The sequence below is a fragment of the Legionella gratiana genome (assembly GCF_001467695.1).
Lineage (GTDB): Bacteria > Pseudomonadota > Gammaproteobacteria > Legionellales > Legionellaceae > Legionella > Legionella gratiana.
Window position 1 is genome coordinate 543935 of the sequence record NZ_LNYE01000029.1, and the last position, 12151, is coordinate 556085.

The following is a 12151-nucleotide window of genomic DNA, read 5'->3' on the forward strand; positions in this document are numbered from 1 at the left end:
CGATTGCGCTTGTTTGACTAATGAATCGGATAATCTAACCTATTGATTTATAGGATGCTCTTCTACCATTTTATATAAATATTAAATAGTATATTGTCGTAAATCCTTACTTATCACAATTTTTTATTGAGTTTTTTAATTTATTTTGTCGAGAAAGGGCAACCCGTACAATAAAAAATCAGCGGCAAACCCCTTGTGTTAGCTGTGAGAGAATTGGGTTTATTTATATTGCAAATAAAAAAGCAACAAGCAACATTTTTGGTTCTCATTTTCATTGGATAAAATTGGATTTTGTCCTATGTTGAGTGCAAACGGGCCAGGTAAAATGTTTATAAATTAATTTGGTTTTAAATCCAAAGTAATGACATCGTCTGCTTTCCCACTTTTGGGGATGATAGTCACTGTGCCTTTTGTAAAAGAGCCAACCTGGTAGCTTTCTTCTTCTAGGGTCACGGGGTTTCCTTTTTGATCCCGTGCGGAGGATAAATCCGCAACTTGTGCTAACTCTTCAAGACTAATCGAGGAGCCGCGATACAGGTGTTTCGTTTGGTTTGTAGTGTCAGTGGCTTCAGTGGTTCCATGACCCAAGGTCACAAAGGATATGGCGAGCATGGTTAATAAATACAATAGAAAATTGATTTTTTTCATGAGATTCATCCTAATCAAATGAGGTATTACCATAATAGATTATCTACGGCGCAACAACAAACGGTTACGACTGGATTATTTGTTATTTAATCTCCCTTAATCACTTCCTTGAGCAGTCGTTGACTTTAATAGGTCTTGTCCATATCAGTCATCCAATGGAGAGAAAATTTTTGTAAAAATCTTATCCCTAGTCCACAATAGATAAAGAGGTGGGTTATTCAGGATGGTGGTGATGCATGGGCAAGGAAAATACCGATTCGCCTTATCAAATGGGGCATGATTTTTTTTCTTATCAACTGGATTGTTGGCAGCGTTCTATTTTGTTTTGGAATACTTTGCGTGAACGCGCCAATAATATGATGGAGCACGAACAACAAGGGTTGCCACCACTGCTTAATTTCAAATATGAATTTGTTTTGGATGGGAAATCATTGGAGCCTAAAACGAATTATGCATTGGTTAAAATTCTTGAAGTCGGTGATGTGTGCTTTGAAGAATGTTTTGATCCTCATGCTCATCCAGTTATTATTGTGGATCCCAGATCAGGCCATGGGCCAGGGATTGGTGGTTTCAAACGGGACTCTGAAGTAGGCATCGCGTTACATAGTGGTCATCCTGTGTATTTTGTTATTTTTTATCCTAATCCGGTGTCTCATCAAACGCTCGCCGATGTCCTGATGACTTTGCGCCATTTTGTTGAAAAAGTCCAAGCCTGGCATGAAGGCAAAGCCCCCATTCTTTATGGCAATTGTCAAGCCGGTTGGATGCTGGCTTTATTGGTCTCTGATTGCGTGGGATCGGTTGGCTTGACGGTCATGAATGGCTCACCAGTTTCTTATTGGTCCAACAGCGAAGAAGAAGCCAATCCCATGCAGTTATTGGGTGGACTCTTGGGTGGTTCCTGGAGTGCCCGCTTCCTATCGGATTTAAAAGAAGGAATCTTTGATGGGGCCTGGTTGGTCTCTAATTTTGAGTTACTCAATCCCACCACGGCCATTTGGGATAAGTATTATGGCTTATTTGATGAAATTGATGGGGAGCGTGAGCGATTTTTGGAGTTTGAACGTTGGTGGAATGGTTTTTATCAATTCAGTCAAGAAGAGATAATGGCCACAGTGAATAATCTTTTTATTGGCAATCAACTAGAGCGTGGTGAAATGCGGATTCATAAAGGATGTGTTTACGATTTGAAACGCATTCAAAGCCCTCTTGTTCTCTTTGCTTCCCAAGGCGATCAAATTACCCCACCGAGGCAGGCTTTACATTGGATAAGAACCATTTATCCTACGACACAAGCCTTGAAGAAGGCCAAACAACGAGTGGTTTATCTGCTTCATCCTTCCGTTGGGCATTTAGGAATCTTTGTGTCGGCTAAGGTCGTTCGATTGCACCATCGTGCTATTTTAGAGCATAGTGATGCCATTGAGCAATTGCAGCCAGGGCTTTATGAAATGATAATCGTTAACCCAACGGGCGATCCCGATTGCAGTAAAGAACAATATCATGTGCGTTTTGAAGCGCGAGAACTTACAGAACTTTGCACAACGAGCTCCACGCAACCGTTTGACAAGGTTCGTCAAACATCCGAAGCCAATGACTCAATTTATCAAAAAGTTATCCAACCTTCTGTGCAGAGCTTAAGTAACCCTTTTTTATCCTGGTGGCTTGAGAAAACGCATCCCATGCGCCTAAGTCGCTATGTGTTTTCTGAAAAAGTGAATCCACTGATGAAAGCAATCGAACTATTAAGCCCACCCATTCAAGCCAATCGCCGCATGGCTACACAGAGCAATTGCTTTAAAAAAATAGAGCATGGTGTTGCGCAGATGATGAGGGATTCGTTGGAATCCTCCCGAATCATGCGTAATGAGGTGATGACCAATTGGTTTGAAGCCCTTTATAAGGATCCCGATTAACAGGCGAGGACGTTAATTCATAGAGCGTATGGCATCAAACTCCTCGTCAAGGTCCATTTCATTTTCTAAGTCCCTGGCTTCATGAACCTCTTTCTCATCAAAAAGAGATTTAGTTTCTCTAATTTTTTCTTCGTGGTCATTCTCTGCAAAACAATCCTTAGCGTTCATAACAATTCCTTCAAGATTATTGTTCTTGTTCTTGCCAACGACTAAAAACAACCCGGTTTATTGTTGCTATTTTTATCTCTGGCATTTAGCATAACGGATAACAATTCAATTGACAAAAATACTAAATAAGAAATAAAAAGGGGGTAACTGAATAGCCATTTGGCTATTTTTTTATAAGAAGAAACGAGGGAATAGGATGTTGGTTCCCCAAACTGGAATAAGAAACGCATCGACCATGATAGAAATTATCCCTAATTGGCACCCCATTTTTGTCCATTTTACCGTGGCCTTATTTTCTGTTTCGGTGATTCTTTATGCTTTAATCTATTTCGCCTCTAATACTCGATGGAAAATCAACCCGTTTATTGTCGAATTGGAAATCGTGGCGCGTTGGTGTTTATGGCTGGCCGCATTGAGCACGATTGCCACCGTGTCGGCTGGATTTTATGCCTTTTATACGGTAAAACATGGTGCTATGGTGCACGCCGTAAAAGTGATTCACCGCAACTGGGCACTAACTACCTCGAGTGCTATTGTACTTGTGGCTTTCTGGATGGTTTGGCGTTATATTAAACACCAAAAACCGACGCTGGTCTTCTTAATGGCGTTGCTCTTTGTCCAGGTGTTGCTGCTCACGACGGCTTGGTATGGAGCGGAATTAGTCTATCGGCATGGGTATGGTGTTCTGCCTGTCACAGCAGAAAAGACAGTATCACCGCATTAATACGATTTTTATGGAAGGATGGAAACATGTTACAAAAGGATTTGCGTTGTCTAATAAGGAATTATTGCTTTATTTTTTCCTTTTTACTGCTTAATTCTTCTGCTTTGTTTGCCCAGCATGAGCAACATGGTGCCTCAACACAACCGTTACCTTCTCCCAAGACTACATCGTCTCAATCGAAACCTGCACAATACAAAATGAAACAACCTATCGCTAAAAGCCAACCTGTTAGAACAGTGAAACCTCTCACTATGACAGGTGGAGCAAAGCGTACGGTTAATTTGGTGGTTGCTTATAAAACGGTGAATTTTGCAGGCAAACTAAGACGCGCTATTGCTGTTAATGGGCAAATTCCAGCACCGACGTTGCATTTTAAAGAAGGGGATGATGTCACCATCAATGTGTATAACCATTTGGATGAGGGAACGTCCATTCATTGGCATGGTCTTTTAGTCCCTTGGCAAATGGATGGGGTGGACGGGGTGAGTCAAAAACCAATTCCTCCGGGAGGCGTGTTCCATTATCGCTTTAAGCTTCACCAAAGGGGAACCTATTGGTACCACGCCCATGCCAAGGTTCAAGAACAAGAAGGGTTGTATGGTACTTTTATTATTGATCCACCCAATCCTCCAAGCTATCACTACACCAAAGATTATGTGGTGGTCTTATCCGATTGGAGCAACACTCGCGCCGAGCAAGTGCTTGCGAATTTAAAAAAAGACGGCGACTATTACGGTCCTCGATTTCCCCTACAACCCTCGCTTATGAAGTTTCTTCATGATTATCGTAAAGCTTCTCCTGAAGAGCGTAAAAAATTAATCGCTGATTATAAAATGATGCAACAAATGCGCATGAGTATCTATGATTTAAGTGACGTGGCTTATGATGCCTATTTATTAAATGGTCACCCAAAATCTCATCCTTGGACTGCCCCTGTGAAGGTAGGGGATAGGGTGCGACTGCGCTTCATTGGCGCAGGAGCAAGCACCATCTATCGTGTTAAAATTCCTGATGCCAAAGTGGAGATGGTGCACATTCAAGGAAATGATGTGAGCCCTTATCCCATTGAGGATTTTTGGATTGCACCAGGTGAAACCTATGATATCCTGGTGACCATTCAAAAAAACAAGCCTTACATTATTTATGCCGAGTCGATTGACACGCTGGGCAAAGCTTATGGGGCCTTAGTGACCCATCCTAATCAAGTCGTCAACTATCAGCACGTGACTCCTTTCCCTGAACCACTTCCTGTCACAAGAGAAATGATGGCCAACATGATGATGTCTATGAATGGCGGGGGAATGGGTGGAAATCAACAACACGCCTTGATGAACAAAAAAACATCATCAACGGCGATGAAACCCTCCATGACCATGCCTTCGCACTCTCAAGCAATGAGTTCGCAAAGTGCTAATCATTCGATGTCCTCTAAGACTATCCAAAAGAAAATGGACAAGGCATCCAATCATTCCGCTCACACCTCATCAATGAAGTCCAAATCCTCATCGACCTCGATGAACAAGAGTATGGACATGCCAGGTATGAATCATGGGGCAATGAGTCAGAATAAGACGTCTAACTCTGCTCAAATGAAATCTGACTCCTCGTCGACCTCAATGAACAAGAGCATGGCCATGCCAGGTATGAATCATGGGGCAATGAGTCAGAGTAAGACGTCTAACTCTGCTCAAATAAAATCTGACTCTTCGTCGACCTCAATGAACAAGAGCATGGCCATGCCGGACATGAATCATAGCGCAATGGGCCAGAATAAGACGTCTAACTCTGCTAATGACACGTCTATGAATAGGAACATGAAGTCTGACAGGCCTATGGAGCAGGGCATGTCGATGAATGGCTCCATGAACATGAAGATGCCCATTGAGCCGACCATCATAGGCGATAAAATAGAGCCACCTGATTCGGCAAAAGCCACCACCTTAGGAACCAAATACCAAGAGTTAAAAGGGGCAGTGAAAACCAATAATCCGAATAAACCAGTCGATGGGATTATTAAAATGGAATTGTTTGGCTACATGGACCGTTATATCTGGTTTATTAATGGTCTACCGGAATATAAGGCCAAACCGATTTTGATTGAGCCAGGAAAGCGTTATCGGATTATATTTACCAATAATTCGATGATGCGTCACCCCATGCATATTCACGGCCATTGGTTTATTTTACGCAATGGTCATGGGGCTTACGATCCGTTATTGCATACCATTGAAGTCCCTCCAGGAGCGACTGCCGTTGCCGATTTTGATACTGAAGCCAGCGGTCAATGGTTTTTCCATTGCCACCATCTTCTGCACATGACCGCGGGCATGGCGCGCGTATTTCAATACACCACCATCATTGAGATTGCCAACGGCACTCGAAAGCCAGACAATTACGCCTATCAGCAAGCCTACATCAATCGGCCGGTCGTACGAGAAGACGAAGTCATGCCACTGGATGCTTCTCTCATCAAACACCCTGCAGGACATCATCAAGGCTTCTATCGTTCAAGCTATATCGAGCTGGGCGAAGACCCTTTTCATAATGCTCAGGAAATGACGTTTAGAGGCCTCTATGGCCCAGATTACAATAAGCTCCAGTTGTATACTGAGGACGCTGAAATTTATAAAGGAACCGTTGAAAACGCAGACATCGATGTGTTCTATTGGCATTTGATTAGCCAATTTTGGGCGGTTAAAGGAGGAGTCAATTATTTTTATCGCCCGGGAGGCCCTTATTGGCAACCTGGTATTGGTATTGAAGGGTTAATGCCTTGGTATATTGATACCAACATTAGAACGTATTATCGTGATGGCAGTGTCAAGTTTGACATTCAGTTAGCACGGGCTAACCAGCTGACCAATAACTTCTTCTTCCTCACAGGAATTCGCAGCATTTTGGCCACTCATACCGTCGTCAAAAACGAGATTGGCAATGGCTTAAACCAAATGCGTTATATCCTGAGACCTTATTATCGTCTTAAGCCAGGACTTAATATTTTTTCAGAGTATGAGCATGATGTAGAGTATGGTGCTCTTAAGAGGATTCTTCGAAGTCAGGGAGAGCCTACCACTCAAGATACAATCACGTTAGGAGTTGCTGTTCTTTTTTAAAAAAGCCAAATATACATTGGAATTATTTTATGAATTCATAGGAATAAATAGTCACCTTCATGATATTAATCCATCCATGAGGAATATATCACCTATCAATGACCTTGTTCATTGGGGTGTTGAGCTTTCTCTTCCCAAGAAAATCCTTCCTCATGTCTTTAGGATGGGGACAATTTATCTGACAATACTGGGTTAAATTATCCTCAGTTTTGTAATTTAACCCAGGGTCCTGGATTTTTTAATGATTGATCTGCAGGTCATCATTTTCAAATAATGGAGTTTGCTTAATTTCTAAATTTCTTTGTTGTAATTGGTCAACTTTCACATGGGGACAGTAATAGGCATTAGCTATTACGGAATGGATATTAATAGTTGTTAAGTTTTTTGATCCCCTTACATATCTCTTATGAGCTTCACTTGGTGTATGGGTTACAAGAACGATAACATTTGCTCCTAACTTCGCACCTTCATTTTTTAAAAAATTATTATCATCTTTTTCTAGATCTTTTAAAGAGGTGCGGATATCCACAACTTCATGTACATTTGGGTTTTTAATAATCCCTAAGAAACGGCAATTTCCTGTAGGATAGGAAAAATATAAGTTAACATTTTTCGCATCTGCATTTACTTGACGTAATCCACCACAGCCCGAATTCAAAAGAAGAATCATAAAGCTAATTATTAAATAAACAATTTTCATATCTATAATTCCTTTTATTTAGCGTGCTTTTAACATACCCATATAAGACTATTACTTACTTTGATTATGAATAAAAGTATTAATTGTAAAAATATAAAATTAATGTCGCTTTCAATTGAGTAAAATAAATTTCGCCATTTTGTATAGTGATGGTTAAAATGCGTACCTGATTTGCGAGCTAAAGTCCCTTGTCACTTGCCATGATGTTTTCGGCTACTTCTTTCTCTTGTTTTTGATAGGTGGTAATAATCTGCTTAAAATAATTAATCCGCTGTTACTAATCATTGGTCGTTGTTGATGGGGCACAAGAGGCCAACAGAAGCATTTTGCTGAATAAGGCCATTACCCCAATAACGGCTTTAAAAAATCTCTGTTTTGGCATATATCCATGCTACTTGCAATGAAATAAAGTGATTGTGAAATCAATAGAAAAACAATCCATCTCATCTTATAAATCTTTCTTAATAATATAGCACCGTTTAGAAACAAGTAGTGTCAGTTATAACTACTTATTGAAAGAAAAATCAGCTGTCTTTAGGCATTTTAATTAATACGCCTAATCGAATCATTCGTCTCTATTAATTTTACCGGTATTGGCATCTACTCTTAATTTTACTATCGTATCTTCTTTGCCAAGGGCTTTCACTTCGTACTGGCTACCATGAGATTCTATTTTGTAAATAGAATGATAACCAGCCCCTTCAATTTTCTGGGCGGCTTCTAATAGGGATATTGGATATTTTTGAGTGTTTTGATTTTTGATGAGATCGCCCGTTTGTGGATTCATTCGTAATATTATCTGATTTCCTTGTTCATCAAGGGCTTCTACTTCATATAATCCGTCATCAAACTCAACTTCTTGTATAGTATGGTAACCCTTACTCAGCAAGTGTTGCAGGATTTGCGACATGGGCAATGACCGAGTTGGAATGTCATCAGCGATAGCAATTTGTGTCATACAGGATAAAATAAATCCACTGCAGACCGATGGAATAATCCGTTTTTTCATAGTTGCTCCTCCTTGATTAAAATGAGCGCAATGATGCTCGATGTGCTTTGATGACGCAAGTATCTCATGATTTAAGTTCTTCCGAGACCATTTTTTAGTCGAGTATATCTTAGCGATACCAGTAAAAAAACCATTATACTCAATAACTCGTATCAGTAATCTTTCCATTTGATGCCTCAGGATTTGGCTAAAAGCGTTTTAAATGCCACAATCAACAGACTGTCGCTTACTATTCAATAATCAAACTTAATAAAAAGGAAGAAAATACATGAAACACTTCACTTTAGTAAAAAAATTAATGGAAGTTCTTTTAGTTTGTTTATCCTTTTTATTGTTTTCCTGCAGCGCTTCCGTTTCTAAAGAGGACTCAAAAAGTAACACGCCGGTTAAGAAGCGATTTGGTGGCTATCATCCTCATGTCCATGGGCGTGGAACTCGTTAGAAAGGACCTAATTAACACTAATTAGTATAGACAATTAGTGCATGGGTATCGTATGAAAGTATTTGTTATACAAGGACAAGTAAATTCCATTTCTTTCAATTTGTTTTAGGGCTTGATTCATTTTGTTAATTAGCGCCATCGAATTTTTTTTAGCCATGATACCATAACCTATTCCAATCGGAATGGTGTCCCCAACTCCTTTAAATAACCGGTTGTTATTTGCTATCCAATAATCGGCAGAAAAATCATCCATAAGCAGAACATCCACTTCATATTGATTTAAGGCGGTTATTAATTTATCTGTCGAAGGGTATTCTTTAATCGAGTTGGATTTGAATTTCTGAGTAATTAATTGTTTAAAGAGAGAGTCCCTGATAATACCTGTTTTCTTATGGGTAAGCTTTTTAAGGCTCTTGAGCGAATTGTTTTTGGTGGTGACAAAACGTGCTTCACTGGCTAAATAGGGAAGACTAAAAAGAAAGGCTTGTTGTCGTTCGTCGGTAATAGTAATTGCTGCAATGGCGAGGTCAATTTTACCTGGCATTTAAGTCCGTAAACAGCGCGTTAAACAGCATGGGCTTGAAATTGACGCTGGATGTTGATTTGTTTGCACAATTCCGTCATGAGTTCGATATCAAATCCAAAAAAATGATTTTTATCTGCGCGTGAGTCGTTTGCTACAATCCCAATGGTTAATGATTGAGCCCTTAGTTCAGCGGTAACGAGTATTTATAAAATAAAGAATAATCGTATCACCATGGGATAAAATGACGAGGGACCATAAAACGCAGTGTATCTCAATTTGAGAAAAATTTCAGTGCATTAGCATCAGATTGTCTTGATTTTAGCAATAGGGTGTATCAAGACACGAAATCAAGGTACAATGAAACAATAAGGTTTGACATGGATTTTCTTAAAAGGTAAGGAATGCGTTATTTTTCACGTCTCGTCATTTTCATGATGATGTACTTCGTTGTTTGCGAAGTACTGGCGGCTACCCCCTTTACTTTTAAACAGGCTTTGGACACGGCTTATCGAAATAATCCTGAATTGCAAGCCGAAATGGACAAAGCAAGGGCCATGCGGGGTTACTTTATTCAAAGTGGCCTTTATCCCAATCCGCAACTGACTTTAACGGCGGAGAATTTCGGTGGCTCTGGCGCCTACTCCAGTTATGAATCTGCGGAAACCACGTTTTCAGTCACTCAACCGATTCCTTTAGGCCATCGACTTCAGTATTTGAAAAAAGCAACCTATGCAGACTATCTGGCGTCTCTTGCCAGCATCAGAGTTCAGCAAACAGCGCTGTATATGGCTGTGGGTGTGGCTTATGTGGATGCGCTATACGCCGGTCAATGGCATCAAGTGACCAAAAAACTGACTCGACTGAATCAGGATATTGTGGCGGCTATTGAGCGCCGGGTTAAGGCAGGTGCTGGGGCAGAGCTGGATTTGCGATTGGCGCAAGTACGATTGGGCGAGGCCAAAATCCAGGAAAATAAAGCAGCACGGGACGCTTTGTTGCAGCGAGCCAAGCTTGTGCGCTTGTTAGGTGATGGGTTAAGAGTGGATAGGCCTTTGGTGGATAAAGGGTTACCAGGTGTTTCAGTCAATTGGACTGAATTAGTAAAAAAATTACCGCAAAGCCCTCAGCTACTGCAAATGCAACTGCAATTGCAAGCCAAGCGCAAGACGATTACCGCCGTTAAAAAATCCGTTTGGCCGGATTTAAACATTCAATTGGGAGGTCGTCATTTTTCTGATGACGGCAGTAATGCGGCCGTTATGTCAGCTTTTGCAGAAGTGCCAGTATATAATCGAAATCAAGGCAAAATCATGACAGCAGAAGCGCAATACACCCAGACGGCCCATGAATTTCAAGGAACGCGTCTTGATGTGCGTCAAAGTGTCTATGCGGCCTTTTTACAAGCCCAGCAAAACCACTATGAAGCCAATTTGGTTACGGATTCCTTATTGCCTTTGGCACGTAAAGCGATAAAACTGGCTCAAGAGGGCTATCAAATGGGACGTTACACGTACATTGAATTATCAACCGCACTCAATTCTTTGTATGAAGAAGAGCGGCATTACCAGCAGGCTCATGCCGATTATCATAAAGCCTTAATTCAGATGACAGGACTTTTAGGACTGGATAATTCTAAGAAGGAGAGCAAATGACATTCCTAAAGCCATTTAAGCCATCCATTCTGCTTCTTATTCTTTGGTTTGTTATGGGGGTTTTTTCCTGGGCAGGGGAGGGCTCTCATGCTATGGAAGAAGGCAACCATCAAGAAATCATGGAAAAAGGCCCTCAAGGTGGTCGCTTATTCAAGGAAGGTGATGTAGCCCTTGAGCTTTTGATTTTTGAACGGGGTATGCCTCCTCATTTTCGTGGCTTTGTTTATGAGAAAGGTGAACTGATTATACCAACCAAGGCCCGTTTAGTTGTTTATCTCACCCGATTTAATGGTAAAAAAGAGACCATTACCTTCATTCCCGTTGAGAATTTTTTACAAAGTAATGAAGTGATTGGAGAACCCCACTCCTTTGATGTCACGATTCAATTGGAGCTAAAGGGCAAACGATTGTCCTGGCATTATTCCACCTATGAAGGACGAATCAAAATAGCACCGGCTATTTTAAAAGCGGCTGATATTCAAACTTCGGTTGCTGAAAGCCAAACGATTAAAACACAATTAAAAGTGGTCGGAAAGATTGCCCCCAATCGCGATACACTTGCTCCGATTTACCCTCGTTATTCTGGGATTATTAAAGCGTTGACTAAAAATTTAGGCGATGAGGTCACTAAGGGCGAAGTGTTGGTCACCATTGAAAGTAATGAAAGCCTGCAAAATTACAATATTACCGCACCCATAACGGGGACCATTGTACAAAAGTATGCTACCAATGGGGAGCAGGCGCAAAACACGAAACCCATTTATGAAGTGGCTAATTTAACTACTGTGTGGGCTGACTTTACCTTATACCGCAAAGAAACTCCTCGGGTAAAACAAGGAATGGAGGTTGTTGTGACAGGAGATGAGGGAAAACCAAAGTCCACCAGTGTCATTTCTTACATTGCGCCTTTGGGAATTGAAGACAGCCAAACCACTTTAGCACGTGCTGTACTTTCTAATGAAGAGCGTCTCTGGTTGCCAGGCATGTATGTGAATGGCGCGATTACCATTAAAGAAAAAACAGTTCCGGTTGCCGTTCTTCTTTCTGCAATACAGCGTTTGAATGATAAGGACATGATTTTTGTGCGGCAAGGTGATTATTTTGAAGCAACACCCGTCATTTTAGGCGAAAAGGATGAACAATGGGTGGAAGTGGTGTCAGGTCTTGATGTTGGTCAGCCTTATGTCAGCAAAAACAGCTTCTTTATGAAGGCAGAACTTGGCAAGGAAGGCGCAAGCCACGAGCACTAAGGA

At 41.0% G+C, this 12151-nt stretch carries 11 protein-coding genes; 6 read left to right on the forward strand and 5 right to left on the reverse strand.

What is annotated here, in order from left to right:
• Positions 1-336 precede the first annotated feature (336 nt).
• Entirely contained in the window at positions 337-648 is a 312-nt protein-coding gene (locus Lgra_RS15405) for a hypothetical protein (RefSeq protein ID WP_013101335.1), read from the reverse strand.
• Between the two features lie 236 nt (positions 649-884).
• Between Lgra_RS15405 and Lgra_RS15410 the strand changes: the two genes are divergently transcribed.
• Entirely contained in the window at positions 885-2564 is a 1680-nt protein-coding gene (locus Lgra_RS15410) for a DUF3141 domain-containing protein (RefSeq protein WP_013101336.1), read from the forward strand.
• A 12-nt stretch (positions 2565-2576) separates the two neighbouring features.
• On the opposite strand, the gene Lgra_RS18035 is transcribed toward Lgra_RS15410, so the two are convergent.
• Positions 2577-2732, reverse strand: a complete 156-nt coding sequence (locus Lgra_RS18035; protein WP_013101337.1) for a hypothetical protein — start codon at positions 2730-2732, stop codon at positions 2577-2579.
• 196 nt (positions 2733-2928) lie between these two features.
• Between Lgra_RS18035 and Lgra_RS15415 the strand changes: the two genes are divergently transcribed.
• Positions 2929-3456: a DUF2231 domain-containing protein gene (locus tag Lgra_RS15415; RefSeq protein WP_013101339.1), complete on the forward strand. Its 528-nt coding sequence runs from the start codon at positions 2929-2931 to the stop codon at positions 3454-3456.
• Positions 3457-3482: 26 nt separating this feature from the next.
• Positions 3483-6569: a multicopper oxidase domain-containing protein gene (locus Lgra_RS15420; protein ID WP_013101340.1), complete on the forward strand. Its 3087-nt coding sequence runs from the start codon at positions 3483-3485 to the stop codon at positions 6567-6569.
• A gap of 238 nt (positions 6570-6807) precedes the next feature.
• Here the strand turns inward: Lgra_RS15420 and Lgra_RS15430 are convergent, their stop codons facing one another.
• Together Lgra_RS15430 and Lgra_RS15435 are read right to left on the reverse strand one after the other, a co-directional pair.
• Positions 6808-7269 carry a DUF4156 domain-containing protein gene (locus Lgra_RS15430; protein WP_013101341.1) on the reverse strand — a complete coding sequence of 154 codons (462 nt, stop codon included), beginning with the start codon at positions 7267-7269 and terminating at the stop codon, positions 6808-6810.
• Positions 7270-7834: 565 nt separating this feature from the next.
• A complete protein-coding gene (locus Lgra_RS15435) occupies positions 7835-8278 on the reverse strand; it encodes a PepSY domain-containing protein (RefSeq protein WP_013101342.1) in 444 nt (147 codons plus the stop codon).
• 268 nt (positions 8279-8546) lie between these two features.
• On the opposite strand from Lgra_RS15435, the gene Lgra_RS18040 reads away from it, so the two are divergent.
• Positions 8547-8720, forward strand: a complete 174-nt coding sequence (locus Lgra_RS18040) for a hypothetical protein (RefSeq protein ID WP_013101343.1) — start codon at positions 8547-8549, stop codon at positions 8718-8720.
• 34 nt (positions 8721-8754) lie between these two features.
• Here the strand turns inward: Lgra_RS18040 and Lgra_RS15440 are convergent, their stop codons facing one another.
• A complete protein-coding gene (locus Lgra_RS15440) occupies positions 8755-9264 on the reverse strand; it encodes a transporter substrate-binding domain-containing protein (RefSeq protein ID WP_013101344.1) in 510 nt (169 codons plus the stop codon).
• A 383-nt stretch (positions 9265-9647) separates the two neighbouring features.
• Here Lgra_RS15440 and Lgra_RS15445 point away from each other — a divergent pair, with 383 nt between their 5' ends.
• Together Lgra_RS15445 and Lgra_RS15450 are read left to right on the forward strand one after the other, a co-directional pair.
• A complete protein-coding gene (locus Lgra_RS15445; RefSeq protein WP_013101345.1) occupies positions 9648-10898 on the forward strand; it encodes a TolC family protein in 1251 nt (416 codons plus the stop codon).
• The gene (locus Lgra_RS15450) at positions 10895-12148 is read left to right on the forward strand and encodes an efflux RND transporter periplasmic adaptor subunit (RefSeq protein WP_013101346.1); all 1254 of its coding nucleotides are present in this window, start codon (positions 10895-10897) and stop codon (positions 12146-12148) included. Before Lgra_RS15445 ends, Lgra_RS15450 begins: the two co-directional genes overlap by 4 nt.
• Positions 12149-12151: the final 3 nt, after the last annotated feature.

Bases quoted from the DNA above. Each gene is read 5' to 3' on its own strand.
- Lgra_RS15405 (WP_013101335.1), bottom strand. From the start codon at position 648: ATGAAAAAAATCAATTTTCTATTGTATTTATTAACCATGCTCGCCATA.
- Lgra_RS15410 (WP_013101336.1), top strand. From the start codon at position 885: ATGGGCAAGGAAAATACCGATTCGCCTTATCAAATGGGGCATGATTTT.
- Lgra_RS18035 (WP_013101337.1), bottom strand. From the start codon at position 2,732: ATGAACGCTAAGGATTGTTTTGCAGAGAATGACCACGAAGAAAAAATT.
- Lgra_RS15415 (WP_013101339.1), top strand. From the start codon at position 2,929: ATGTTGGTTCCCCAAACTGGAATAAGAAACGCATCGACCATGATAGAA.
- Lgra_RS15420 (WP_013101340.1), top strand. From the start codon at position 3,483: ATGTTACAAAAGGATTTGCGTTGTCTAATAAGGAATTATTGCTTTATT.
- Lgra_RS15430 (WP_013101341.1), bottom strand. From the start codon at position 7,269: ATGAAAATTGTTTATTTAATAATTAGCTTTATGATTCTTCTTTTGAAT.
- Lgra_RS15435 (WP_013101342.1), bottom strand. From the start codon at position 8,278: ATGAAAAAACGGATTATTCCATCGGTCTGCAGTGGATTTATTTTATCC.
- Lgra_RS18040 (WP_013101343.1), top strand. From the start codon at position 8,547: ATGAAACACTTCACTTTAGTAAAAAAATTAATGGAAGTTCTTTTAGTT.
- Lgra_RS15440 (WP_013101344.1), bottom strand. From the start codon at position 9,264: ATGCCAGGTAAAATTGACCTCGCCATTGCAGCAATTACTATTACCGAC.
- Lgra_RS15445 (WP_013101345.1), top strand. From the start codon at position 9,648: ATGCGTTATTTTTCACGTCTCGTCATTTTCATGATGATGTACTTCGTT.
- Lgra_RS15450 (WP_013101346.1), top strand. From the start codon at position 10,895: ATGACATTCCTAAAGCCATTTAAGCCATCCATTCTGCTTCTTATTCTT.